Raw genomic sequence first — 25790 nt, 5'->3', positions numbered from 1 at the left:
ATTCACATACACCATTACAGATGCTAATGGCGCTACGGATACTGCTACAGTATATATTACTGTTGCTGTTCAACCTTCTGTGCAAATAGCACTAGTTAAAACTGGTGTATTTGAAGATACAAATCAAAATCAATGCTCTAATGTGGATGAGACTATAATTTATACCTTTACAGTGACGAATGAAGGTAATGAGCCTTTAAGTAATATTACTTTAACAGACCCATTATTTGAAGCTCCAAATCCAAGCGTATTAATCACTTTTGTTGATGGTGATACTAATAATGATAATATTTTAGATCTAACAGAAACTTGGATATACACAGCGATATATACCATTACTCAAAATGATATAGATAACGGTAGTGTTTCAAATCAAGCAACAGTATCAGGAAGTTCATTTAGTGTTGTTGTTACAGATTTATCAGATGATAATTTAACAACTGAAAATGACACAACTGTTACCGCATTATGTAATAATGCTTCGGTAAATATTGTTAAAGTTGGTGTTTTCAACAATGAAAATGGAAACCAATGTTCAGAAGTTGGTGAAACAATTACTTATACAATAACTGTAACTAATCCAGGTAATACAAGTTTAGAAAACGTAGTCGTAACAGATTCGTTATTAGATAACGCAAATCCTGCAATACCTCTTAATTTTATTTCTGGAGATACTGATAATGATAATGAATTAGACCCAACAGAAACATGGATCTATAGCGCAGATTATCCTGTTACAGAAACTGATGTAACAGCTCTTGAAGTTGATAACACAGCGATTGTTAATGCTGTAGATGTTGCCAATGGAGGCAATGTTGATAATATGGTTGAAGTTACTACTGATCTTCTAGAAGATACTACGCCACCGGATGCAACATCATGTGAGCCATTAGACGATACTATAGAATGTGATAGTGACAATAATGAAACATTAGCAGACGCTTGGAACTCAACTAACATAACTACTATAGAAAATTGTGCTACTGAAAACTGTACAACATTTACAGTTACTTCAAATTATCAATACAGTAATTTAGTTGCTGGATGTGGAAACACAGGGACAATAGACGTTATTTATACTTTGACTGATTTGGCAGGAAATTCTAGTACAGTTGACGCAACACTTACTATAGTTGACACAACTGCACCAGTAATTGCTACGCTACCTGATGAATCTACGATAAACTGCCCTTCAGAACCTGTTTTTGCTGAAGCAACAGCTGAAGATGCTTGTAGTGATTTCGAATTAACTTTCGAAGATGTTAGAACTGAAGGTGACTGCGCAGGAGAATATAGTATCACTCGTACTTGGACAGCTACTGATGTTTGTGGTAACTCATCTACAGCATCACAAACTATAAATGTTGTTGATGTTGATGCACCTGTATTTAATGATCTTCCTGCAGAAACAACAATAAGCTGTACTGAAAACCCACAAGATGTATTTGTAAGTGCAACTGCAACAGATGCTTGTGCTGGAGTTACATTATCCTTCAATGATGTGAGAACTGATGGAAATTGCCCAAGTAATTACAGCATAACTCGTACTTGGACTGCTGTTGATGCATGTGGAAATATCTCTACTGCGTCTCAAACAGTAAATGTTGTGGACTCTGAAGCTCCTGTATTTGATGCACTGCCTGATGCAACTACAATTAATTGTCCTGCAACGCCAGAATTTGCTCAAGCTACTGCAACAGACGCTTGTGGTTCTGATTTTGAATTAACTTTTGAAGATGTGAGAACTGATGGTAATTGTGCTGGTGAATACAGTATAACTCGTATATGGACAGCAACTGATACCTGTGGAAATACGTCTACAGCTACACAAACGATAAATGTTGTTGATGTCGATGCTCCTGTTTTTGATGCACTGCCAGATACGACTACAATAAATTGTCCTGCAACACCAGAATTTGCTCAAGCTACTGCAATAGACGCTTGTGGTTCTGATTTTGAATTAACTTTTGAAGATGTGAGAACTGATGGCAATTGTGCTGGTGAATACAGTGTAACTCGTACCTGGACAGCAACTGATACCTGTGGAAATACCTCTACGGCTACACAGACAATAAATGTTGTTGATGTCGATGCCCCTGTTTTTGATGCACTACCAGAAACGACCGTAATCAATTGTCCTGCAACACCAGAATTTGCTCAAGCTATTGCAACAGACGCTTGTGGTTCTGATTTTGAATTAACTTTCGAAGATGTGAGAACTGATGGTAATTGCACTGGTGAATACAGTGTTACTAGAACTTGGACAGCAACTGATACCTGTGGAAATACGTCTACAGCTACTCAAACGATAAATGTTGTTGATGTCGATGCCCCTGTTTTTGATGCACTACCAGAAACGACCGTAATCAATTGTCCTGCAACACCAGAGTTTGCTCAAGCTATTGCAACTGATGCCTGTGGTTCTGATTTCGAATTAACCTTTGAAGATGTGAGAACTGATGGTAATTGCGCTGGTGAATACAGTGTTACTAGAACTTGGACAGCAACTGATACCTGTGGAAATACGTCTACAACTACGCAAACAATAAACGTAGTTGATGAGACAGCACCAGAAATAACTGTACCGGCAGATGTTACATTAGAATGTTCTGATGATTTATCAACTGCAGCAACTGGCGAAGCAACAGCTACAGACTCTTGCAGCTCTAATGTAAGCATTACATCGAATGATGTAACAACAGCAGGTGATTGTGATGGAGCTTTTACAATAACTCGTACTTGGACTGCTACAGATGAATGTGGTAACTCTGCAACCGGTGTTCAAACGATAAATGTTATTGACACAACAGCACCAGAAATATCTGTACCTGCAGATGCGACTGTAGAATGTTCTGATGATTTATCAACAATTAACACAGGTGAAGCAACTGCTACTGACAATTGTAGCCAAACTGTAGAAATTATATTTACGGATGCAACAACTCCTGGAGATTGTGAAGGTTCGTTTATCATTACTCGTACTTGGACAGCAACGGATAGTTGTGGTAATGTTTCAAGCGATGTTCAAACAATAAATGTTAATGATACAACTGCACCTCAAGTGACTGATGCAGATGGTAGTTTGGATGTAACTGTAGAATGCTCTGATGCAGATGCATTAAACGATGCACTTAGTTTCGAGCCTACTGCAACAGATAATTGTTCTACAGACATTACTTTAAACTTGGTTAGTGACGAAACAGTTACAGATGCAAGTTGCCCTAATGCTTCTACAAGAACTAGGACGTGGACATTTACAGATGCTTGTGGTAACGTTTCTGAGCCATTTATTCAAACTATTTCTATCGTTGACACAACTGCTCCGATATTATTAACAACTTTCGATCAGGCTATTACTGTAGACTGCGATGCTATACCTGAAATTCCTGAATTACAATTTGAAGATAATTGTTCCTCAACAGTAAATATAGATTTTACAGAAGAAATCAACTTCTTTACAGACACTGACAACTATGAAATAATAAGAGTATGGACAGTAGACGACGGTTGTGGCAACATAACAATTGTAAGGCAAATAATTCTAGTTGCTACTCCTACAATTATCGCAGAAGATGGTGATAGATGTATTGATGATGGTGTTATTGATTTATTCGATTTCTTACAGCCAAATGTTGATACTAGTGGAACATGGTCAATTGTAATAGGAAACACCATTTCTATCGATAACAACCTCTTCAACCCTCAAAACGGTGGTGAAGTTGGAGAGACTTACACGTTTAGATATTCACTTGGCGAAGATTGTAATGCGCAAGAGGATGTTAATATCACGCTAAATGGAGACTGTATAGTTTTACCTTGTGGAAAAGATGACGTACAGATTTCTAATACCGTAACTGCTAACGGAGATGGTGTAAATGAAGCCTTTACAATTTCTGGAGTTGAAACTTGCGGATTTGTATACGAAGTAGAAATCTACAATAGATGGGGTGCAGTCATCTATAAAAATTCTAATTATCAAAACGATTGGAGAGGACAAACAATTGGTTCTTCAGTTGGTAATTCAAATAATGTCCCTACAGGAACTTACTATTACATAGTAAGATTAAGAAATAGTGGTTTAGAACCATTCGCTGGTCCTCTTTACATAATGACTGGTAACTAATAAAGAAAAGTAAAAACTGATACCTATGAAGTTAAATAAAATTTACGGCATTGCATTTTTGCTACTGATAACCTCAGTAACTTTTGCTCAGCAGCTTCCGCAGTTTACGCAATATATGTTTAATACAATATCTATTAATCCCGCTTATGCAGGTAGTAGAGAAACATTAAGTGTTGTTGGACTGCACAGAAGTCAGTGGGTAGGTCTTGAAGGTGGTCCCCAAACCCAGACCTTATCCATTCATGCACCATTGAGAAATGAAAATGTTGGACTTGGATTATCTGTAATTAATGATGAGCTCGGTTTCGAAAATTTTCAATATGTATATGCTGATGTATCTTATACCATTCAAACAGGAATAAATTCTGAATTAGCTTTTGGACTAAAAGGTGGCGTTACAGCTTACAATTTAGATGCAGATTATCAGCAATCACAAGCTAACGACCCATTAATATTTGGTTTTCAAGACCGTTTAGATTTTAATGTTGGTGCTGGTGTTTATTGGCATAGCGAAAGATGGTACTTAGGTTTATCAGCTCCAAGAATATTAAATAATGATTATTCTGGAGATGGACAGTTTGAAGCTTTAGAACGTGTAAGTTATTATTTTACAGGTGGCTATGTCTTTGACTTGTCTGAAAATATAAAGTTAAAACCATCCGCTTTAGTAAAGGCTACAAATGGTGCACCTCTTTCATTTGATGTATCTGCAAATTTTCTATTTAATGAGAAATTTTGGATTGGTGGTGGATACCGAATTAACGAACAAACATCGGCTCTAGGTGGAATTATAGATTTTCAAGTTTCAAAACAATTTAGAGTTGGTTATGCTTACGAATATGAACTTAGTGATTTAAGAAATTTCAATTCTGGTACTCACGAAGTTTTAATAATATTCGAATTATGGAAAAGTCGTAGAATTAAATCACCGAGATACTTCTAAATATGCAGTTTAATATGAAAACAAGATTAGTTCTTATAGTATTTACCCTTTGTTTTTCTTCGAGCTTCGCACAGTTGAAGTTAGCAGATAAATTCTTTAAAAGTTATAGTTACATAAAAGCTATAGAGCTTTACAAAGAAGTTGTAAAAGAAGGTGACAGTTCAATGCACGTTTTAACACGTTTAGGCGATGCACATTATAACAATACACAAACAAAAGAGTCAGCGCTTTGGTATGGCTTAGCTGTAAACAAATACGAACGTAAGATAGACCCAGAGTATGTGTTTAAATATATTCAATCTCTTGTAAGTATAAAAGATTACGAAAAAGCTGAACTTTGGGCAAACAAATTAAAAGCTATGCAGGCCGAAAATCCTGCTGATACCAAATATATTGGAGATAAGTTTGATGTTTACAAAATTTCGGAAGAAGCAGACCCAAGAAGGATTGTAAAACTTAATAATTTAGATTTTAATACAAAATATTCAGATTTTGGTGCATTTGTAATAGACGATGTCATGTATTTTGCTTCCGCTAGGGACGACTCAGAGCGCATTTATGATTGGAATAAAGAACCATTCTTAGACATTTACCAAACAGAAATTATTAGAAATGGCGAAACCATTAGCTTTGATAATGTTGTAAAAATTAAGGCGAATGATGTTAACTCTAATTATCACGAATCTTCTGTAGCTATTACAAAAGATGGTAAAACTATGTATTTTACTAGAGACCATTTAACCAAGAAAAGAAGGCTAGATTACGATAAAGAAGGAACAACACACCTAGAGTTGTTTAGAGCAACTTTTAACGAAGAAAATCAGCAATGGGACGATTTAGAAGTCTTACCATTTAATGACGATGTATTTTCGACGGGTCACCCAGCTTTAAGTCCAGATGACAAACAACTTTACTTCGTATCAGATAGAAAAGGTGGGTTTGGAGAAGCAGATATTTATGTCGTAGATATCAATGACGATGGTACGTTTTCTGAACCAAGAAACCTTGGAGAAAACATCAACACTCCAGGTCGTGAGTTGTTCCCTTCAATAGATGAAGCTGGAACACTCTATTATTCCTCTGATGGATCAGTAAATTATGGACTATTAGATATTTTTAAATCAGATATTATTAATAATCCTAATGCGGTCAGTGAAAACATTGGTGAACCCTTTAACTCTAGCTATGATGATTTTGCATACATCTTTAATTCTGAAACAATGGAAGGTTATTTATCTTCTAATCGTGAAGGCGGAAAAGGAAGTGATGATATTTACAGCTTTAATACATATTTGTGTGAACAAAGCATCGAAGGTGTCGTTACAGACGAGTTGACAGCAGAACCATTGCCAGAAGCTACTGTTAGATTAATAGATGAAGATGGTAAAGTCATTTCTGAAGTAATATCAGATGCTCAAGGTCGTTACCAGTTCCCTAACCTACTTTGCGAAAAAACATTTACAGTCGTAGGAAGCAAAAAAGATTATAAAAACGACCAAAAAACGGTAACTACAACTGATGAAAACAAGAAAATAAATAATGCTGACTTGGTGCTGATTCCTTTAATTATAGATAACCAAATTGTAATTAATCCAATTTTCTTCGATTTTGATAAGTGGAACATACGTACGGATGCACAGTTTGAATTAGAAAACATTGTTGACGTTATGAGAGAACACCCTACTATGGTCATTAAAATTGAATCTCACACAGACAGTCGTGGTAGCGAAAGATACAATATGAGATTATCTGATAGACGTGCAAAATCTACAAGAGATTATATCATCTCTCGTGGTATTGAAGCAGAACGAATTGAAAGTGCTATAGGTTATGGAGAGTCTCAGTTACTAAATAGATGTTCTAATGGTGTGCCATGTACCGCAGAAGAACACCAGCTCAATAGACGATCTTACTTTTACATCCTAAAAGAGTAAATGGAATTTAATAGTATATAATATAAAAAGCTCAGCAAAAATGCTGAGCTTTTTTTTGGAATTATTTCTAAGCTTTTAAAACGAATATTAAAGCAATAACGCTTCAGTGTTTGTAGGTAAAAATCAAAAGTATTTTAATACAAAATTACTTTTAGCACATAATTGTAACCAATTTTAAATAACTGTTTTTAAAACATATGAGCAAAGAAATATCAATTCAACTAGTAATGAGAATCCTATTTATAGTGTTTGAATTATAACAATTAACAAGTTGGCTTACTTTATGCTTAAAGGATTTTATAATGTTTTATCTTAAATAGTTGAATACATCTAGCATATTATTTATGAAGTTTAAAATTATAATACAAGTTTTATAAATTTTAAACACATGCTGATTCAAAAACCTAATCAAATATTATTTAACAAAAAAAGACCGCAACAATGCGGCCTCTAATTACATAATTAAAACTCAATATAATTATCTCTTAATGAAAATGTTTGTATAGTACCAATCGCCTTCTTCGTCTTGCTCTGCTGAGATATCAAAGTGTGTATAATCTCCCTCAATATTACTTCTATGAGATGGACTATTAATCCAAGCATTAACAACAGATTGTGCAGATGTATAACCATAGGCTACATTTTCTGACACGATTTGAGCGTTTTCGTTTTCTTGTAGGCTTTGCTTTCTTACATAAAAATTATGATGAGAGACATCATTAGACTCTCTCATATAATCTGAATGTGTAAATGCTACAGCTTTTACTGTATTATTATTAGATAAAGAGTTAAGACCTTTTTCAATTCTATAGGCATTTATTAATTCTAAAACTTCAATTTCTAATGGCTTAGCCATTGGAGCTTCTCCAATTTCAGCAGTAATAATTTCGTCTTCATTGAGACTGTCTGTAGAACATGAGGTCAGTGTTAAGAATACACAAAACATAACAATTGGTGCTAATGTAGAAATTTTCATAAGTAGGTATTTTTGTTTGGGATTACTAATCTAAATACCTACGTTTAAAAACAATGTTAATAAAATGTTAAAATCGATAAAAAACATGCATTTTAACGATTTTATATACGTTTTATCTGATTTGAGTGTTAAAATATAATTTTTTACCGAACAAATATGCATTTAAACGATTATAAATTATGTATTTTTTAGGGTGCTAACCTATCTATACTCCAATCAAAATTGTTTCCTAACTTATACCGGATTCTATCATGTAAACGATTTGGTCTTCCTTGCCAAAATTCTATTTCTACAGGCTTTACAATAAATCCACCCCAATTTTTAGGTCTTGGAATTTCTTTGCCTTGAAACTGCACTTCTAAATCTTTTAATTTTTGTTCTAATACTTCTCTACTTTCAATAACTTCACTTTGGTTAGACACTATAGCTCCTAAGCGACTTCCACGTGGTCTAGATTCAAAATAGCCATCGCTTAAATTTTCAGCTATTTTTTCAGCTTTACCTTTTATAATTACTTGCCGCTCAGCAGCTGGCCAAAAAAACGATAATGATACATTAGGGTTATTTGATATTGCCTTTCCCTTTTCGCTATGGTAGTTAGTGTAAAATATAAATCCTTCTTCGTTATATTTTTTTAAAAGCACTACTCTACTCTTAGGATAGCCATCTATACCTATTGTAGAAACTGTCATTGCATTGGTTTCTCCTTGGTTAAAATGCTCGTCAACCTCTAAAAACCAATCTCTAAATAATTCTATGGGATTATCTGAAACGTTTTCTTTAAGAAGCTCTCCTTTTTCGTAAGATTGTCTGTAATTGCTTAGGTCTTTTTCCATAATAACTTTTTTGTAAAGTTACTATTTTGAAAGTACTCTTATTTTAAAATAAAGTAAAAATTAAAATTCAAAAACCTTACCGTCATCGGCGAGTTCAACATTTTCAAAAACGGTTTGTGCTTCTTTTTTAAATAACGACAAATCATCGTAACGTGTAGAATAATGTCCTAAAATTAGTGTACCTGCTTCTGCTTTTTTTGCAATGGTTGCTGCCTCAATGGCAGAACTGTGTTTTGTAGGCTCGCAAAGATTTGCATTTTTTTCTAGAAACGTAGATTCGTGATACAAGACATCTACATTTTTAATTATTGGCAACTTTGCTTCATCATACTTAGTGTCACTACAAAATGCATAGCTTTTTGGTTTATCAGGCGAGTTTGTCATTAATTCATTTTTAACGATTTCTCCTTTTTTATTGACAACATCAAAACCCTGCTTCAATTTCCTGTAATAAGCAACTTCTATGTCCTCGTTAAGAACAGCATTCATATTTAATTTACGCTCGCCTGGTTTTTCTTTAAATAAAAATCCGTTGGTATAGATACGGTGCTGAAGCGGAATTGTATGCACTTCAACTTTATCATCTTCAAAAATTAATTCGGAGGTCTTAGAGGATAATACGTGAAAATATAAATTATAATTGGTCCAAGAATCGGATAATTTTAGTTGCAACGTGATGACTTCCTTTAAACCTTTAGGACCGTAAACATGTAAATCTGTTTCGCGTTTTAATAGTCTAAAAGTTGAAATTAAACCAACCAAACCAAAATAATGGTCGCCATGCAAATGCGAAATAAAAATGTGCTTAATTCTTGAAAATTTGATTTTGTTTTTTCGCAGCTGTACCTGCGTTCCTTCACCACAATCAATTAAAAACAAATGATTTTTAATTTCTAAAACTTGAGAAGTAGGGTTTGTAAATGTACGAGGTGTTGCGCTGTAGCAACCGAGAATATTCAATTTCATATTAAAAACCTAAATCGCGCTCTATTTCTTCCATTTCAATAATATCGTATGCTTCTTCAATTGTAGGTACGACTACTATTTCATCTGGCATTTCATCAATATTTACTTGACTAGATACTACAACAAAAGACTTTTTGTCTGCTCTGTGGTTATTGCTTAAGCGTAAGAATTCAATAATATCGTGAAGTTCAAAATCTTCTAAACTAGATAATCTTACAATTATATGGTAGGCTTTGTACTTATTGTAAGCTTGCTCGATATTATTTACTAGCGTTTTTACGGATGCTTTTTCTTGAGCTATGATAACCGTATTTTCGTTTTTATCTATAATCATTTTACTGCTTTATTTTAGATGCCAATAAATATATAACTGCCATACGAATAGCAACACCATTTTCTACCTGATTAAGTATTATGGATTGATCAGAATCTGCCACCTCACTAGTAATCTCCACTCCTCTATTTATAGGACCTGGATGCATTATGGTAATTTTTTTATCCAAGCTGTCTAACAGTTGTTTTGTTACGCCATATTGCTGCGCATACTCTCTAGTTGAAGGGAAATAACTTATATCCATTCGTTCATTCTGCACGCGAAGCATATTGGCTACATCGCACCAATCTAAAGCTTTTTTGAGATTGGTTTCTACTTTAACTCCCAAATCTCCGATGTATTTTGGTAGCAATGTTTTGGGTCCGCAAACCATGACATTAGCACCTTGTAGTTTAAGCGCATAAATATTAGATAGCGCTACACGACTGTGTAATATATCGCCAACAATTACCACATTTTTACCCTTTACACTGCCTAGTGCTTCTCTTATTGAATATGAATCTAGAAGAGCTTGTGTCGGATGTTCGTGTGCACCATCGCCAGCATTGACAATACTTGCATTAATATGCTTAGATAAAAATACACCTGCGCCAGGACTTGGATGCCTCATTACTACCATATCTACTTTCATTGAAAGTATATTGTTAACAGTATCTATTAAAGTTTCTCCTTTCTTTACTGAAGATTGTGCAGCTGAAAAGTTAATAACATCCGCAGATAATCGTTTTTCGGCAAGCTCAAAAGATAATTTAGTACGTGTAGAATTCTCGAAAAATAAATTAGCAATAGTGATGTCTCTTAGTGAAGGTACTTTTTTAATAGGCCGATTAATAACTTCTTTAAACTGGTCTGCAGTTTCGAAAATAAGCTTAATGTCTGAAGTTTTCAGATATTTAATTCCTAGTAAGTGATTAACACTTAATTGACTCATGCTCTTATTATTTGCTTTACTTATTTATAAGGTAAACGGTGTCCTCGCCTTCGTTTTCTTTCCAGTTTACAATTACTTTTTCTTTATTTATGGCATCTACTTGTCTGCCTCTATAATCTGGCTGAATTGGTAAATGTCTACTAAAACGCCTGTCTATTAACGTTAATAATTCTATATGTTTTGGTCTTCCAAAAGACTGTATAGCTGTTAATGCTGCTCGTATACTTCGTCCTGTATATAAAACATCATCAACAAAAACTACATTCTTGTCTTCTACAATAAAATCTATATTCGTTTTATTAGCTTCTAACGGTTTATCGCCACGACGAAAATCATCTCTAAAAAAGGTGATATCTAAATCGCCATAATTGAGGTTATTAATATTATAATCGTCTTTAAGAATTTTAGCTAAGCGTTGAGCTAGATATTTACCTCTAGGTTGTAATCCTATTAGTGCGGTATTTGAAAAGTCGTTATGGTTTTCAATGAGTTGACAAGCCAATCGATGAAGAATGATATTTACTTCTTTAGAATTAAGTAATATTTTTTGACTCATATAACTTCCAAACGTATTTGGGATGCAAAGTTAAACTAAATAAATTAAAGATCAAATCACTCTTTAATGATTTTAATAGTAGCAATTGTTTCAAAACTATTTTTAATATTCATAAAATAAAGCCCTGATTTAGCATTTAAATGAATTTCAAATTCTGAAACATCATTATATCTTTTATTTAATAAGACTTCTCCAATAACATTAACGATAGAGACTTCTAATTCATCATAAACCTCTTGTAGTTCAACATTATAGCTATAACTAGATGGATTTGGAGAAACAAAAATATTTTGAAATCTAAAATTATTTGAAGATAAATTTGAATTAATTTCAAACGCATAGGCCGACCCAGCATTGAATACCACCGAATTATCATTCGGATTAAGACCTTCACTAGCAAATGCTCCTACTATTATTTGCCCTAAATGAAGGTCTAAATCATAACCAAATATATCATCTTCTTCTCTATCACTAGCTTCTATTGTTTCCTGAAAATTCCATTGATTTAAAGTATCTCTATTATATATGTAAACGAGTCCAGAATTTGATAGAAAATTAGTTCCATTTATATCCTTATCATCCAAATGTGAACCTATTGCAATATAATCTTGACTTACAGCCACGCTTTTCCCAAAGTCATCGGTAAGATTAGAAATATTTGGTAAAAGTTTAGAAGTTTCTGACCAATTTCCGGTAGTCAGTTTTTCAAAAACATAAGCTGCACCAGTAGCTTGGGAAGAATCGTCTGTACATCTTACACAACCTATAACAATACTACCTTCAAATATAGAAACATCATCTCCAAAACTCATATCATTAACTCTATCACTTGGGGTAAGCTTGATAATTTGGTTCCAAATATTTAACTCATCTAATTCAAATACATATACTGCTCCAGAGCCAAACAGTGTATTTGTCTCGTTTGCATCTTGATCCTCACCTCTTGCTGCTATGACAATTGTATTATTATACAAGCTTACTCTTTGTCCAAATAAATCTGCGTCAGTTCTTATATTTGAAACAAGTTTTTGTGTTTCTTCCCATTGATTAGAAACCATACTTATTTCATAAACATAAGCCGCACCAAACAAGTTGTTAGAGTTTGGACCTTGAAATGTAGCTCCAACTACTATATGATTTTCTGAAATAGCAACAGATTCTCCAAACCTATCGTTAGAAGTTGTATCAGAGCCTACCAATTCTTGAAAGCTACTCCAGTTTCCAATACCATCATTTTTAAATACATAAACTTTGTCCTTACTCAAAACACCAACTACTATATAATCGTTTTTAATATCTATAGAACTTGGTGTTTGACGTCCAGGAGTTCCATCTGCAATGGACAATTCTTGAATTAAATCCCAATCATTAGTACTGCTTTTTTTATAAATACTAATACTCCCCGTTGATGTATCATTCTTACCCGCATTAGCAGCAATAACCATATAATCTCCGTCAACAGCAACTCTTATTCCAAAATTGCTATTAATTAAAGTATTTTCTGGTACAAATAGATTGGTTTCTAACCAATTCTGGGCAGATACTGGAAGTATAATTAATAAAAGTAATAGTGTTATATTAAGTTTCATGATAAATTAAATCGAATGCAAATTAATACTTTTAATAATAAAAAAGCCTCTCAAAAATGAGAGGCTTTTAATTTTATAAAAATCTGGAAGAATTACTTCTTACCGTCCATTTTATCTTTAAGCGCTTGTAACGCGTCATTAGCATCACCTAAAGTTGGCTTTGCTTCTGCTGCTTGAGCTTCTGCTTTACGTACAGCTTGCTTTACAATTTTTGCTTCTTCTTCTCTAAATACAGCAGTATGAGATGCTACAACTCTCTTGAATTCTTTATTGAACTCAATGATTTTAAATTCAGCTTCTTCACCTTTCTTTAATTTAGAACCGTCTTCTTTTTCTAAATGACGTTGTGGTACAAATGCAACGATATCTTCGTTAAACTCAATAGTTGCACCTTTATCAACGATTTCAGAAATCGTAGCTGTGTGTACAGACTCTAAAGCAAATTCAGACTCATATTTGTCCCAAGGGTTTTCTGTAGTTTGTTTATGACCTAAAGATAATTTACGTCCTTCTACGTCTAACTCTAATACAACAACATCTAATTTGTCTCCTACGTTACAGAACTCAGATGGATGCTTAATTTTCTTAGTCCAAGATAAATCAGAGATGTAAATTAATCCGTCGATACCTTCTTCTAATTCAACAAAAACACCAAAGTTTGTAAAGTTACGCACAATACCTGTGTGTTTAGAACCTACAGGATATTTAGATGTAATATCTGTCCATGGGTCTGGCGTTAATTGCTTAATACCAAGAGACATTTTACGATCTTCTCTATCTAATGTTAAAATTACTGCTTCAATTTCATCTCCTACAGAAACAAAATCTTGAGCAGAACGTAAATGTGTAGACCAAGACATTTCAGAAACGTGTACTAAACCTTCAACACCTTCTTCAACTTCGATAAATGCACCGTAATCAGCGATTACAACAACTTTACCTTTTACTTTGTCTCCAACTTTTACGCTTTCACCTAAAGCTTCCCAAGGATGCTTAGATAATTGCTTAAGACCTAATTGAATTCTAGACTTGTTCTCATCAAAATCAAGAATTACAACATTTAATTTCTGATCTAACTCAACAATCTCGTTTGGATGGTTGATACGTGACCATGATAAATCTGTAATGTGTACTAATCCATCAACACCACCAAGATCAATAAACACACCGTAAGAAGTAATGTTTTTAACAATACCTTCTAATACTTGTCCTTTTTCTAACTGGCCAATGATTTCTTTTTTCTGCTCCTCGATATCTGCTTCGATAAGCGCTTTGTGAGATACAACAATGTTTTTAAACTCGTGGTTGATTTTTACAACCTTAAATTCCATTGTTTTGTTTACGTACTGATCGTAATCTCTAATAGGCTTCACATCGATTTGAGAACCTGGTAAGAACGCTTCAATACCAAATACATCTACAATCATTCCACCTTTAGTTCTGCATTTTACAAAACCGTTTACGATTTCGCCAGTGTCGTGTGCGTTATTTACGCGGTCCCAAGCTTTGATTACTCTTGCTTTTCTGTGAGACAATACTAATTGACCTGTCGCGTCTTCACGTACATCAATTAATACCTCAACTTTGTCACCAACTTTTAAATCTGGATTGTAACGAAACTCGTTAAGAGAAATTACACCTTCAGACTTAGCGTTGATGTCAATAATTGCATCACGGTCTGTAATAGAAATTACAGTACCTTCTACAACCTGATCATCTAAAGTATCTACAAAGTTTTCTGCTACTAATTTCTCAAATTCTTCGAGTTTAGTGTCTTCAACTTGCTCAATACCTTCTTCGTAGTTGTGCCAATCAAATTCTTTTAAGAATTTTTCTGGGTTTGCCTGAGCTTCAGATACTACAGGTGCTTGGGTTGCTTTTGCTTCAGTTGCTTCAACAGCTACTTCTGCATCTTTTGTTTTGTTTTCAGCCATTGCTGATAAAAATTTGTATTCTGTACCGCTTTAAAGTAATACGGAGAAATTGTACAGAAGTTATTAGTTATGATTTGTTTATTATCCTTTTTATACTTTTTCTACTCCGTTAAAAAGGAGCGCAAAAATACAACTTTTAATACAAATATCAAACTAATAATTACTCTCTTTAAACAAACTAATTTAAAGTATAACCTACTGAAGCCCAAAATGGTAAAAATTCTTTTAGTCTTGAGATTTATTTTGGTATATTTACAAGAAGATATTAACTATTAAAACAAATTAAAATTATGTACAAAGCAAAATATCAGCCTGTTTTAGATTTAGGCGAAAAATTAAATATTAAAGACGGCAAAGTTGAAGAAACAAACGATAAATTAAAAGTTTGGGGAACAGCTGCAAACCAATACGAAAAAGATTTAATGTGGAATAAAATTAAAGAAATTGGTGGCGAGAACCCTGATGATATCATGGCAGATATTAAAGTGGAAGACACTTCTGTTTACGCTAAACACACTGTTTCTTCAGGAGAAACTTTAGGAAAAATTGCAAAACACTACTATGGTGATGCATCTAAATACAATGCTATTTACCAAGCAAACTCTGACAAATTGAAGAGTGCGGATTTAATTTATCCTGACCAAGAATTAGTGATTCCTAATATTTAATAGGAAAGTAAATTTATAGAATGAAGCATCGCGTAAGCGGTGCTTTTTTTATGCCAACTTCTCTTTAACCAATTGTCTTATACTAGATAACTGTTCTTCAATTGACATTTCAGAGTTATCAAATTCTATGGCATCATCAGATTTTACTAATGGTGAATCTTCACGTGTAGAATCGATTTCATCTCGTGTGATTACGTTTTTTAAAACATCATCATAACTTAGATTGTGCCCGCGTTCCAGCAATTCCTTATAGCGGCGTGTCGCGCGTTTTTCAGCTGTAGCTGTCATAAAAATCTTTAATTCAGCGTCAGGAAAAACAACCGTTGCAATATCTCTTCCGTCCATAACAACGCCTTTATCTTTGCCCATTAATTGCTGTTGCTGCACCAATTTGCGACGCACTTCTGAAATTTCCGCAATATGACTAACGTGCTGAGACACTTTAAGTGTGCGGATATCGGCTTCAATATTTTCGCCGTTTAGATAAACTTCAGCAAAACCTAACTCTTCATTAAATTTGAAAGTAATATGAATGTTTTCTAATTCTGAAATCAGACCTTCTTTATCCAATTTATGTTCTGAAATAAAACCATTTTCTAAAGCAAAATAAGTCACCGCACGATACATAGCACCAGTATCTACATAGATATAGCCCAATTCTTTAGCTAATTTTCTAGCAACTGTACTTTTTCCTGTTGAGGAAAATCCATCTATGGCTATGACGATTTTTTTTGACATGTTTTGTTTATTTGCGAAAATAAGAATTATCTATTCAAATCAATCTGAAGTCCAAAAAAGCTAGCATTTGCAGAAGCTGTATATCTGGCGTGTGTGTAGCTGAATTTCATCTTATTTATCTTTAAACCAATACCAAAAGATAAGCCTGAAAAGTTTCTTTGGTCTAAAATACGGAGTTCTTCAGCACGTCTAAAATTATAACCTAATCTGATGTTAAAACCTCTGTCTGGCCACAACTCAGCACCTAAAATGGTATGACGCATGACGTTGTTTAGAAAACCTACTTTTTCTTCAGTTTGGTTACCACTTAAATCTGTGGTTGCTCTTGCTGGATTTGAAACTCCAATTGGCCATTCTTGCAAATTTTCTAAAGTTAAATGCCAACGTAGCGGAATGTACTCCAATGTTTGAGACATCCCAAAATTGACTTCAAATGGTAAACTTTCATTTAAACCGTTGTACGTTTTAAATTGTGTACCGAAATTCCGAACCGTTAACGCGGCATGAAAATCTAGCTTTTCATTAATATACATCACGCCCAAATCTAAAGCGCCACCAATAGAATTGTATTGTTCTAATTGTGACGTAATCACTTTTGCATTCGCACCGACATAAAAATCGGTAAACGGAATGTTATAATTGTAACCAAAAGATAGTGCGACTTCATTTCCTCTAAACGAACCTGTGGATACGCCGTTTAAATCGTAACCATCAAATTCGCCATAATTAATATAAGTGACACCAAAATGAAAGGTTTGTATGCGTCTGTCCCAAGTGTAAGCATACGCTGCTGTTCCGTATGTTATTCCGCCTAAATAACTCGAAAAATTGAGCGCAGCTTGATTGTGCATGTCGCCATTTATAGATGCTGGATTGTACAAAGCTTCCGTTACGTCTTTATCGAAATTGGTAATAATTTTACCACCTAAAGCCGCTTGTCTTGGAGATGAAACAAGATTAAGAAATTGATAGGTAGACTCGCCACCCAATTGGGCAAAGCAAAGCGACGCAAATCCTAAAAAAAATAGAGCCGTAAATCTCCTAATCATAGCATGCAAAATAACGGAATCTATCTTAAAACGCAGTTGTTAATCTTTTATTTTTTGAAAAGCAAAAACCTCAGTTAATTTACTGAGGTTTTTGTTATTTACAGTGTCTTAGGATTTTTAACCTTCTGCTTGGTTATAGCTAATTCTAACACTTCATCCATATCTTTTACATAATGAAAGGTCAAACCTTTTAGATATTCTGGTTTAATTTCATCAATATCTCTTTTGTTATCAGCACACAATAAAATCTCTTTAATTTTTGCACGTTTTGCAGCTAAAATTTTCTCTTTAATTCCGCCTACTGGTAATACTTTACCTCGCAAAGTAATTTCGCCTGTCATAGCAATGCTCTTCTTAACTTTACGCTGCGTAAACAAAGACACTAAAGAAGTTAACATCGTCACACCTGCACTAGGTCCGTCTTTTGGTGTTGCGCCTTCTGGTACATGGATGTGGACGTTGTATTTTTCAAACATTTCAGATTTAATCCCGAATTTATCTGCATTTGCCTTAATGTATTCCATAGCAATCGTAGCAGATTCTTTCATCACTTTACCTAAATTACCTGTTATAGACAACGCGCCTTTTCCTTTAGATAAAATAGATTCTATAAACAAAATATCACCACCAACACGTGTCCATGCTAAACCTGTTACGACACCAGCAACGTCATTATTCTCGTATTTATCGCGCTCCAGACGAGGACTACCTAAAATCTCAACAATATCATCATTTGAAATTTTGATATTATAGTCTTCTTCCATAGCAATATTTTTGGCTGCGTAGCGCACCATTTTTGCAACTTGTTTCTCAAGACCACGAACACCAGATTCTCTAGTATAACCTTCGACAATTTTTTCTAATTGTGGCTTGGCTATTTTTAAGGCCTTATCGTCTAAACCGTGCTCTTTTAATTGCTTTGGTAATAAATGACGCTTAGCTATTTCTACTTTCTCTTCAATAGTATACCCTGTAACATTTATAATTTCCATACGATCACGCAATGCTGGCTGAATGGTATTTAAACTATTAGATGTTGCAATAAACATCACCTTGGATAAATCGTAACCCATTTCTAAGAAATTATCATAGAACTCACTATTCTGTTCTGGGTCTAAAACCTCGAGCATAGCCGATGATGGGTCGCCTTGATTTCCGGTTGATAGTTTATCAATCTCATCTAAAACAAAAACAGGGTTAGAAGTTCCTGCCTTTTTCAAACTTTGGATAATTCGTCCTGGCATAGCGCCAATATATGTTTTTCTGTGCCCGCGAATTTCGGCTTCATCACGTAAACCACCTAAAGAAATACGCACGTATTCTCTACCTAAAGCTTCGGCAACAGACTTACCTAATGAAGTTTTACCAACGCCTGGTGGTCCGTAAAGACAAAGGATTGGCGACTTCATATCATTACGTAATTTTAAAACTGCTAAATATTCGATAATGCGTTTTTTAACATCATCTAGACCAAAATGGTCTCGGTCAAGCACTTTCATGGCGCGTTTTAAGTCGAACTTATCTTCACTAAACTCATTCCAAGGCAAGTCTAAAAACAAATCTAAATAGTTACGTTGAATTGAATATTCTGCAACTTGCGGATTCATTCGTTGCATTTTAGACAATTCTTTATCGAAATGCTTTTTTTGTTTTTCGTTCCATTTTTTTGCTTTTGCACGCTCGCGCATTTCTTCAATTTCTTCGCCAGATGATACACCACCACCTAGTTCTTCTTGGATGGTTTTCATTTGTTGGTGTAAGAAATATTCGCGCTGTTGCTGGTTCATATCACTTTGAACCTTAGACTGAATATCGTTTTTAAGCTCAAGTTTTTGATATTCGAGATTCATATATTTCAAGGTCGCTAGAGCACGTTCTTGCAAGTCATTAATCGTCAATAATTCTTGCTTCTCCTCTACTTTTAAGTTCATGTTTGAGGAAACAAAATTGACAAGGAAAGAATTACTCTCGATATTTTTTATGGCGAAGCTTGCTTCAGATGGAATGTTTGGACTTTCCTTTATAATCTCTAAAGACAAGTCTTTTATAGATTCTATTATTGCTTTAAACTCCTCATTGTCCTTTGCTGGTTTTGCTTCAGGAATATCTTGAATAGTCGCTGTTAGATAAGGGTTTTCAGAAACAACTTCTTTGATTTTAAAGCGTTTTTTACCTTGAATTATCACAGTTGTATTTCCATCAGGCATTTTTAACACCTTCAGAATTCTCGCGACCGTACCAATTTTATAGACATCTTTTTCTGTTGGGTTTTCGACTTCTTCATCTTTTTGAGAAACTACACCAATTACTTTTCCGCCGTTATTGGCATCGTTGATAAGTTTTATAGACGAGTCGCGTCCTGCAGTAATTGGTATAACTACACCAGGAAATAATACCGTGTTTCGTAATGGTAAAATTGGAAGAGATTCTGGTAAAATCTCATTGTTAATTAATTCTTCATCTTCGGGTGTCATTAACGGAATTAACTCAGAATTTTCATCAAAATCCTGAAATGACAAACTGTCAAGCCCCATAAATTTTCTTTTCGCCATAGTATATTATAAGCCATTCTGTCATTAAAAAAATGCAAATGGACTTTTGTTTCGTTATACAATTTCTAACTTTATGTTAGATATCAATGAATACGGCTGTTTTATAGCTATATTCATTACATAAAATTCAATAGTTGTGCCATTCAGAAATAAATATTAAAAACTTTTTTTTCTGAAACTGTAACACTTCAAATTAAAAACCATCTATAAATAAAGCAGTAATTTTTGTCATCAACCAATCAAGATACCGAACAGTTACTAAAGCTTTGTAGTACGGGCAACCAACGTGCACAACTTGAGGTTTATAACCGCTACTATAAAGCTATGTATAATACGTCTTTAAGAATTGTAAAAGATTCTTTTAAAGCAGAAGATATTATGCAAGAATCATTTTTAACGGCTTTTGGTAAACTAAATAAATTGAAAGATAAAACTGTTTTTGGCTCTTGGTTAAAACGTATTGTCATTAACAACAGCATTGCAGAATACAATCGCTTAGTAAAAGAAAATACGGTGCAATTAGATACTGTTCTTTATAAAGTTGAAGATTGTCAAGGAGTTGTAGAAAGTACTATTGCAAATCCTAAAGTAAATCAAATTTTATCAATGATAAAAGAATTAAAATCTAATTACAGTTTAGGCTTAACGTTGCATTTAATTGAAGGTTATGATTATGAAGAAATTTCTGAAATAATGAATATCTCATATGCCAATTGCAGAACATTAATCTCAAGAGCTAAAGAAAGTTTAAGACAAAAATTAAGTGTAAATGCTTAAAAAATTATGAAAGAAAAAGATGAAATAGATAATTTGTTTGATGACTTGAAAGGACAATTTGATATTAAAACTCCTGATGATAGTCATGAAGCTCGGTTTTTAAACAAACTCGAAGCGCAAACTATCTCTGATAATACTAAAAATTCCTTTTGGAAACCTTTTTTAGCTATTGCAGCAAGTGTAATGATTTGTTTAAGTGTGTTTCAGCTTTCAGATAAAACGGAAGAAAAAACAGGTTTAGCAAGTGTCTCAGAAGAAATGGCCGAAACGCAAGATTTTTTCACAGCAACCATTAATGAAGAATTAAAAAAATTAAATGCTGAGCGCTCACCACTTACTCAACAAATTATTTACGAAGCGGAGCGCCAACTTAAAGCTTTAGAAAAAGACTACGCACAGCTAAAAATAGATTTAAAACAAAGCGGAAATGACAAACGGGTTATTTACGCAATGATTTCTAATTATCAGAGTAGAATTGATATCCTTAACAACATTTTACAACAGATTGAAGATTTAAAACAAACCAAATATGAAACCCAACAAACCTTATAAATTTATCAGCTTACTACTGCTGCTACCTACTTTTATTTTTGCAAATGTCAATACAATAGCAAATGAAAAGATAACCACTAGAGAACGTATCATCGAAAAAACCTATAGTGTTAGCAATGACGCCACATTAAAAGTGGTCAATAAATTTGGAAATGTAGACATTATTACTTGGGAAGAAAACACCATTGCATTTGATATTTTAATACGCGTTAGCGGTAACGACGAGGATAAAGTTATTGACCGATTAGAGCGTATTGATGTCGATTTTTCTGCAACAAACAACTATGTTTCTGCTATTACACAAATGAATAAAAATGAAAGAAATTGGTGGAATTGGGGAAAAAAAATGAATTTGCAAATTGAAATAAATTATGTCATTAAAATACCAATAACAAACAACATAGACATCAGTAATGATTTTGGAAGCGTAACAGTAGATACATTAAAAGGTGTTGCTAAAATCAATTGCGACCACGGAAATATTAGAACTAAGGAATTGATGGCAGATGGCAACCAACTCAATTTTGACCACACAAAAGACTGCTATTTTGAATATATAAAAAGTGGAAAAATTAATGCCGATTTTAGCAGCTATACTGTTGCAAAAGCGAAGAGTCTAAGTATTAATGCAGACCACACATCTAGCCATATTGAAGCTGCAGAGAACATTACTTATAATTGCGATTTTAAGTCTCTTAAGGTAGATAACGTTAATAATATTAGCGGTAATGCAGACCATCTTTCGTTAATATTAGGCAATGTTTACAAAAAAGCAACCATCAAATCGGATTTTGGAAGCGTAAAGATCGGAAAAATTGCCTCAAACGCGCAAAATGTAAATATTACAGCAGAACATGCAGGTATTAGTCTAGGATATGCGTCTGATTTTAATTTCAATTTTGAAATTACTTTAGAACATGCATCATTACGTAATGCAGACGATTTTAATTATTCAAAACGAATTGTTGAATCTTCAGATAAATTTTACGCAGGAAATTATGGAAATCAAACCACACAGAATTTAGTAAAGATTAATTCTGAATTTGGTAGTGTAACTTTTAACAAACAATAATCATTAATCAAAAAACGGACGCTTTATGTCCTCATAAACAATCAATTATTATGAAAACTTTAAAATTAACTTTCAGTACTTTATTTTTATTAGCAATTACCTTTTCTCATGCCCAATGGTGGAGCAGCGGAAAAGGAATTAAAGGCAATGGAGACGTCACAACAATTACAAGAAATGTTGGTGGATATGATGGCGTAAAATGTTCCGGTTTTATGGATTTTAAACTAGTGCCTGGAACAGAAGGAAAAATTACAATTGAAGGTGAATCTAACTTGCTTGAATATATTATTACCGAAGTAAAGGGTGGAAACCTCGTTATAAAAGTTGAAAACGGAAAAAATTTAAGAACATCTAATAACAAGCCATTAATTATTACAATTCCTTATAAAGATATAGAGAACGTGTCTTTATCTGGCTCTGGTGATGTATGGAATGAAGGGACGATAAAATCTAGAGATTTTTCTGCGGCATTAGCAGGTTCTGGTGACTTAATCTTAAATATAGAAGCTACAGACGCTAATGCTAGTATATCTGGTTCTGGAGATTTAACTTTAAGAGGAAAGACAGAGAACCTAAAAACAAGTTTAGCTGGCTCAGGCGATTTTCATGGATTTAAATTAGACTCTAAAAACGTAAATGCGTCTTTAGCTGGTTCAGGTGATATTTCTATCAATTGTTCTGGCGCATTAAAAGCAAGAGTTGCTGGTTCTGGAGATATTGAATATAGAGGAAACCCTACGAGTACAGATACTAAGGTTGCTGGTTCTGGAAGTATTGAGAATTAATATAAAACAAAATTAAAAAAGCCGCAGAAAGCGGCTTTTTTTTTTATTGTTTGGTATAGACAAATGTTAAATCTTGTATTGTATTAACTGTTGCGTCATCTGTATTTATAACGGTAAAACCTTCAGGAATAGTTGTTGATAAAGTGTTACCCACTAAAGTCCAATCAAACGTTCCAAAAGCATCAGTTGTGGTCACAATATTTCCAGACTGTGTCCATGTAAAGGGAGTAGTTTCATCTTCAAGAATACAATCTACTGTAAAATCAAATTCTTCAGAATTATTTGGGTCAAGAAATATTTCTATATCAGCGTAAGATGTACTTATAGAATTCCCTGTGCCATCATTATTAAAGACGAAAGTTTCATTGTTATAACAATCCATTTCGTCTAAAAAATTAATACTTTCTTCTCCATCATTATTTAAATCGATTGGTTCAGTGCCATTCCAAGCTGTAAGCAGCCACGTACCTTCAATAGTTTCAGGATTTGTTGTCAATATACAATTTCCTAAACCATCTAATTGGCTTTGTAGTTCTGCCGTTGTTCCACACTCGTCAATAACTGCTTGTATGGCTAATTTTAAGGCATTACAAGTTTCAGTGTAATTAGCATCAGTCGAAGCATTAAATTGAGCCTCAGCTTCATTTTTAGCTGCAATAGCGGTTTGACAAGCCGCATCATTTGGATTATCATTGTTTACACAATCACCAAGTTCTTCGATAATAGCTTGTAAACTTCCGTCAGCATCACCACAAGCTATAATTTGAGCCTCTAACGTAGCTCTATAATTTGTACAAATTTCAGTGTAATTTTCATCGTCCGCAGCCAAAAAAGCTAATGCAGCTTCTGCAGTATTTAAACTTGCAATTTGACAAGCAGCCTCTGTATCTGTAACAAACTCGCCTTCTAGAGGTTCATCATCACATTGAAATGCAGAACACAATAAAAAGACACATAAAAGTGAAAGTATTTTTTTCATAATTATAAATTGAAATGATTTGGAATTACAAACATAACATAAATTAGCTTGTTTTATTTTCTGGTACTCTAAAAAGCATAACAATACCTATTAAGAAAAACATAAAAAGAAATAAAATAGCATATCTCATTGAACTGACTTGATCAACAATTGCAAAAATCAACATTCCTATAACGATGCCTATTTTTTCAGCAACGTCATAAAAACTAAAATAAGATGTTGTATCTTCTGTTTCTGGTAAAAATTTAGAATACGTTGAGCGACCTAAAGACTGTACGCCACCCATTACCAATCCAACAATACCTGCCGCTATGTAAAATTGGCTTGGAGTTTCCATAAAAAACGCATATATACAAACTAGCATCCAAATAGCATTTACACCAATTAAAGTTTTAATATTTCCAAATTTAGCTGATGCCTTAGATGTTAATATTGCTCCTAAAATGGCTACCAATTGAATTACGAGAATACTAACTATTAGACCTACGGTTTTTTCACTATCAGAACCCCACAAAATTTCTTTTTCACCAAAATACACAGCCATTAGCATTATAGTCTGAACAGCCATACTAAAAACAAAAAAAGCATTGAGGTATCTTTTTAGTCTTAAATTTCCTTTTAGTTCTTGCCAAACTGCTTTTAATTCTCTAAATCCATTAAATAAAACTTCCTTAGTAACTTTGTGTCCATTAGAAACACCTTTTGGAAGAACATAAAATGTATATTGACTAAACCCTATCCACCAAAGACCTACAGTTATAAAAGAAATTTTCATTGCTTTTACAGCAGCTATATTTTTAGCACTTTCTGTAGCCTGAGTAATTGCCATTTCATTACCAGAATTGGCAATGTCTTCTGAAATACTAATATCAAAACCAAAATATTCTGGAAACATAACCATTCCTAAATTCAGTATTAAAAGTAATACACTACCAATGTAACCTAAAGAAAAACCTTTAGCGCTAGCAGAATCTTGTTGTTCTTCAAAAGCAATATCTGGTAAGTACGAATTATAAAACACGAGACTACCCCAATATCCTAAAAGTCCCATAAAATAAAATAACAAACTCGTATGTATTAGGTCCAAATTAAACCAGTACAATCCCATACATCCAAGACCGCCCATATAACAAAAAAACTTCATAAAACTTTTCTTGTTACCGACATAATCTGCAATCCCAGAAAGAATAGGAGATGACACTGCTACGACTAAAAATGTAAACGCAGTAATAATAGAAATAAGAACTGTTTGCTTCATTTCAAAACCAAAAGCACTTACTAATTCATCCTTATCAACAAATAATGTCGAATAAAATATTGGAAAAATAGAAGATGCAATTGTAAGCGTATACACCGAATTTGCCCAATCGTAAAACGCCCAAGCGTTTATTAATTTTTTGCTTCCTTTTTTAAGTTCTGCCATATAAATATTAAATAAAAAAACCGCTCAAGTTTTATTTTGAACGGCTTCTAAAGTAAACAATATATTTCTAAAA

General features: G+C 33.6%; 21 protein-coding genes. 8 read left to right on the top strand and 13 right to left on the bottom strand.

The genetic code is table 11. The annotated features are described in order from the left end of the window. The 3 genes from ACFQ1Q_RS11090 to ACFQ1Q_RS11080 all read left to right on the top strand — a co-directional run. Positions 1 to 4123, top strand: a 4123-nt coding sequence (locus ACFQ1Q_RS11090; protein WP_386131302.1) for an HYR-like domain-containing protein, incomplete at its 5' end; no start/stop codon positions are given. A 25-nt stretch (positions 4124 to 4148) separates the two neighbouring features. After that, on the top strand, positions 4149 to 5066 hold the full coding sequence (locus ACFQ1Q_RS11085; protein WP_386131299.1) for a PorP/SprF family type IX secretion system membrane protein: 918 nt from the start codon (positions 4149 to 4151) through the stop codon (positions 5064 to 5066). A 14-nt stretch (positions 5067 to 5080) separates the two neighbouring features. Further along, the gene (locus ACFQ1Q_RS11080) at positions 5081 to 7000 is read left to right on the top strand and encodes an OmpA family protein (RefSeq protein WP_386131296.1); all 1920 of its coding nucleotides are present in this window, start codon (positions 5081 to 5083) and stop codon (positions 6998 to 7000) included. 478 nt (positions 7001 to 7478) lie between these two features. On the opposite strand, the gene ACFQ1Q_RS11075 is transcribed toward ACFQ1Q_RS11080, so the two are convergent. The 8 genes from ACFQ1Q_RS11075 to rpsA form a co-directional block, all read right to left on the bottom strand. Next, on the bottom strand, positions 7479 to 7976 hold the full coding sequence (locus ACFQ1Q_RS11075) for a CAP domain-containing protein (RefSeq protein ID WP_386131293.1): 498 nt from the start codon (positions 7974 to 7976) through the stop codon (positions 7479 to 7481). Positions 7977 to 8164: 188 nt separating this feature from the next. Continuing rightward, complete coding sequence (gene pdxH, locus ACFQ1Q_RS11070; protein WP_386131290.1) at positions 8165 to 8812, bottom strand: pyridoxamine 5'-phosphate oxidase; 648 nt, start codon at positions 8810 to 8812, stop codon at positions 8165 to 8167. Positions 8813 to 8872: 60 nt separating this feature from the next. Then, positions 8873 to 9778 carry a ribonuclease Z gene (locus tag ACFQ1Q_RS11065; protein WP_386131287.1) on the bottom strand — a complete coding sequence of 302 codons (906 nt, stop codon included), beginning with the start codon at positions 9776 to 9778 and terminating at the stop codon, positions 8873 to 8875. Position 9779: 1 nt separating this feature from the next. Further along, entirely contained in the window at positions 9780 to 10112 is a 333-nt protein-coding gene (locus tag ACFQ1Q_RS11060; protein WP_386131284.1) for a ribonuclease Z, read from the bottom strand. 1 nt (position 10113) lies between these two features. Beyond that, complete coding sequence (locus ACFQ1Q_RS11055; RefSeq protein WP_386131281.1) at positions 10114 to 11043, bottom strand: aspartate carbamoyltransferase catalytic subunit; 930 nt, start codon at positions 11041 to 11043, stop codon at positions 10114 to 10116. Between the two features lie 16 nt (positions 11044 to 11059). Beyond that, on the bottom strand, positions 11060 to 11599 hold the full coding sequence (gene pyrR / locus ACFQ1Q_RS11050) for a bifunctional pyr operon transcriptional regulator/uracil phosphoribosyltransferase PyrR (RefSeq protein WP_386131278.1): 540 nt from the start codon (positions 11597 to 11599) through the stop codon (positions 11060 to 11062). A 56-nt stretch (positions 11600 to 11655) separates the two neighbouring features. After that, entirely contained in the window at positions 11656 to 13188 is a 1533-nt protein-coding gene (locus ACFQ1Q_RS11045) for a T9SS type A sorting domain-containing protein (protein WP_073086337.1), read from the bottom strand. 92 nt (positions 13189 to 13280) lie between these two features. Continuing rightward, a complete protein-coding gene (rpsA, locus tag ACFQ1Q_RS11040) occupies positions 13281 to 15122 on the bottom strand; it encodes a 30S ribosomal protein S1 (RefSeq protein ID WP_386131275.1) in 1842 nt (613 codons plus the stop codon). A gap of 290 nt (positions 15123 to 15412) precedes the next feature. Here rpsA and ACFQ1Q_RS11035 point away from each other — a divergent pair, with 290 nt between their 5' ends. Further along, a complete protein-coding gene (locus tag ACFQ1Q_RS11035) occupies positions 15413 to 15790 on the top strand; it encodes a LysM peptidoglycan-binding domain-containing protein (protein WP_386131272.1) in 378 nt (125 codons plus the stop codon). Positions 15791 to 15838: 48 nt separating this feature from the next. On the opposite strand, the gene cmk is transcribed toward ACFQ1Q_RS11035, so the two are convergent. From cmk to lon, 3 genes are all read right to left on the bottom strand, one after another. Next, positions 15839 to 16528 carry a (d)CMP kinase gene (gene cmk, locus ACFQ1Q_RS11030; protein ID WP_386131269.1) on the bottom strand — a complete coding sequence of 230 codons (690 nt, stop codon included), beginning with the start codon at positions 16526 to 16528 and terminating at the stop codon, positions 15839 to 15841. A gap of 26 nt (positions 16529 to 16554) precedes the next feature. After that, positions 16555 to 17577: a type IX secretion system protein PorQ gene (gene porQ, locus ACFQ1Q_RS11025; RefSeq protein ID WP_386131266.1), complete on the bottom strand. Its 1023-nt coding sequence runs from the start codon at positions 17575 to 17577 to the stop codon at positions 16555 to 16557. 98 nt (positions 17578 to 17675) lie between these two features. After that, complete coding sequence (lon, locus tag ACFQ1Q_RS11020; protein WP_386131263.1) at positions 17676 to 20129, bottom strand: endopeptidase La; 2454 nt, start codon at positions 20127 to 20129, stop codon at positions 17676 to 17678. 225 nt (positions 20130 to 20354) lie between these two features. Between lon and ACFQ1Q_RS11015 the strand changes: the two genes are divergently transcribed. The 4 genes from ACFQ1Q_RS11015 to ACFQ1Q_RS11000 are packed head-to-tail and all read left to right on the top strand — an operon-like array spanning position 20355 to position 23315. After that, on the top strand, positions 20355 to 20906 hold the full coding sequence (locus tag ACFQ1Q_RS11015) for an RNA polymerase sigma factor (RefSeq protein ID WP_386131260.1): 552 nt from the start codon (positions 20355 to 20357) through the stop codon (positions 20904 to 20906). 6 nt (positions 20907 to 20912) lie between these two features. Beyond that, on the top strand, positions 20913 to 21458 hold the full coding sequence (locus ACFQ1Q_RS11010; RefSeq protein WP_386131257.1) for a hypothetical protein: 546 nt from the start codon (positions 20913 to 20915) through the stop codon (positions 21456 to 21458). Then, positions 21436 to 22530 (top strand): hypothetical protein, encoded by a 1095-nt coding sequence (locus ACFQ1Q_RS11005; protein WP_386131254.1) that lies wholly within the window; start codon positions 21436 to 21438, stop codon positions 22528 to 22530. The genes ACFQ1Q_RS11010 and ACFQ1Q_RS11005 overlap by 23 nt, the downstream gene beginning before the upstream one ends. A gap of 50 nt (positions 22531 to 22580) precedes the next feature. Beyond that, positions 22581 to 23315, top strand: a complete 735-nt coding sequence (locus tag ACFQ1Q_RS11000; protein ID WP_386131251.1) for a head GIN domain-containing protein — start codon at positions 22581 to 22583, stop codon at positions 23313 to 23315. Between the two features lie 43 nt (positions 23316 to 23358). Here the strand turns inward: ACFQ1Q_RS11000 and ACFQ1Q_RS10995 are convergent, their stop codons facing one another. Then, the gene (locus tag ACFQ1Q_RS10995; RefSeq protein WP_386131248.1) at positions 23359 to 24294 is read right to left on the bottom strand and encodes a hypothetical protein; all 936 of its coding nucleotides are present in this window, start codon (positions 24292 to 24294) and stop codon (positions 23359 to 23361) included. Between the two features lie 43 nt (positions 24295 to 24337). Beyond that, the gene (locus ACFQ1Q_RS10990) at positions 24338 to 25717 is read right to left on the bottom strand and encodes an MFS transporter (RefSeq protein WP_386131245.1); all 1380 of its coding nucleotides are present in this window, start codon (positions 25715 to 25717) and stop codon (positions 24338 to 24340) included. Positions 25718 to 25790: the final 73 nt, after the last annotated feature.

It is taken from the genome of Winogradskyella litorisediminis (assembly GCF_042675765.1).
Classification (GTDB): Bacteria; Bacteroidota; Bacteroidia; order Flavobacteriales; family Flavobacteriaceae; genus Winogradskyella; species Winogradskyella litorisediminis.
This window is presented reverse-complemented; position numbering and strand designations above follow the sequence as displayed.

What these genes read in the sequence shown, in the direction of transcription:
- ACFQ1Q_RS11085 (WP_386131299.1), top strand. Translation starts at nt 4,149, where the DNA reads ATGAAGTTAAATAAAATTTACGGCATTGCATTTTTGCTACTGATAACC.
- ACFQ1Q_RS11080 (WP_386131296.1), top strand. Translation starts at nt 5,081, where the DNA reads ATGAAAACAAGATTAGTTCTTATAGTATTTACCCTTTGTTTTTCTTCG.
- ACFQ1Q_RS11075 (WP_386131293.1), bottom strand. Translation starts at nt 7,976, where the DNA reads ATGAAAATTTCTACATTAGCACCAATTGTTATGTTTTGTGTATTCTTA.
- pdxH (WP_386131290.1), bottom strand. Translation starts at nt 8,812, where the DNA reads ATGGAAAAAGACCTAAGCAATTACAGACAATCTTACGAAAAAGGAGAG.
- ACFQ1Q_RS11065 (WP_386131287.1), bottom strand. Translation starts at nt 9,778, where the DNA reads ATGAAATTGAATATTCTCGGTTGCTACAGCGCAACACCTCGTACATTT.
- ACFQ1Q_RS11060 (WP_386131284.1), bottom strand. Translation starts at nt 10,112, where the DNA reads ATGATTATAGATAAAAACGAAAATACGGTTATCATAGCTCAAGAAAAA.
- ACFQ1Q_RS11055 (WP_386131281.1), bottom strand. Translation starts at nt 11,043, where the DNA reads ATGAGTCAATTAAGTGTTAATCACTTACTAGGAATTAAATATCTGAAA.
- pyrR (WP_386131278.1), bottom strand. Translation starts at nt 11,599, where the DNA reads ATGAGTCAAAAAATATTACTTAATTCTAAAGAAGTAAATATCATTCTT.
- ACFQ1Q_RS11045 (WP_073086337.1), bottom strand. Translation starts at nt 13,188, where the DNA reads ATGAAACTTAATATAACACTATTACTTTTATTAATTATACTTCCAGTA.
- rpsA (WP_386131275.1), bottom strand. Translation starts at nt 15,122, where the DNA reads ATGGCTGAAAACAAAACAAAAGATGCAGAAGTAGCTGTTGAAGCAACT.
- ACFQ1Q_RS11035 (WP_386131272.1), top strand. Translation starts at nt 15,413, where the DNA reads ATGTACAAAGCAAAATATCAGCCTGTTTTAGATTTAGGCGAAAAATTA.
- cmk (WP_386131269.1), bottom strand. Translation starts at nt 16,528, where the DNA reads ATGTCAAAAAAAATCGTCATAGCCATAGATGGATTTTCCTCAACAGGA.
- porQ (WP_386131266.1), bottom strand. Translation starts at nt 17,577, where the DNA reads ATGATTAGGAGATTTACGGCTCTATTTTTTTTAGGATTTGCGTCGCTT.
- lon (WP_386131263.1), bottom strand. Translation starts at nt 20,129, where the DNA reads ATGGCGAAAAGAAAATTTATGGGGCTTGACAGTTTGTCATTTCAGGAT.
- ACFQ1Q_RS11010 (WP_386131257.1), top strand. Translation starts at nt 20,913, where the DNA reads ATGAAAGAAAAAGATGAAATAGATAATTTGTTTGATGACTTGAAAGGA.
- ACFQ1Q_RS11005 (WP_386131254.1), top strand. Translation starts at nt 21,436, where the DNA reads ATGAAACCCAACAAACCTTATAAATTTATCAGCTTACTACTGCTGCTA.
- ACFQ1Q_RS11000 (WP_386131251.1), top strand. Translation starts at nt 22,581, where the DNA reads ATGAAAACTTTAAAATTAACTTTCAGTACTTTATTTTTATTAGCAATT.
- ACFQ1Q_RS10995 (WP_386131248.1), bottom strand. Translation starts at nt 24,294, where the DNA reads ATGAAAAAAATACTTTCACTTTTATGTGTCTTTTTATTGTGTTCTGCA.
- ACFQ1Q_RS10990 (WP_386131245.1), bottom strand. Translation starts at nt 25,717, where the DNA reads ATGGCAGAACTTAAAAAAGGAAGCAAAAAATTAATAAACGCTTGGGCG.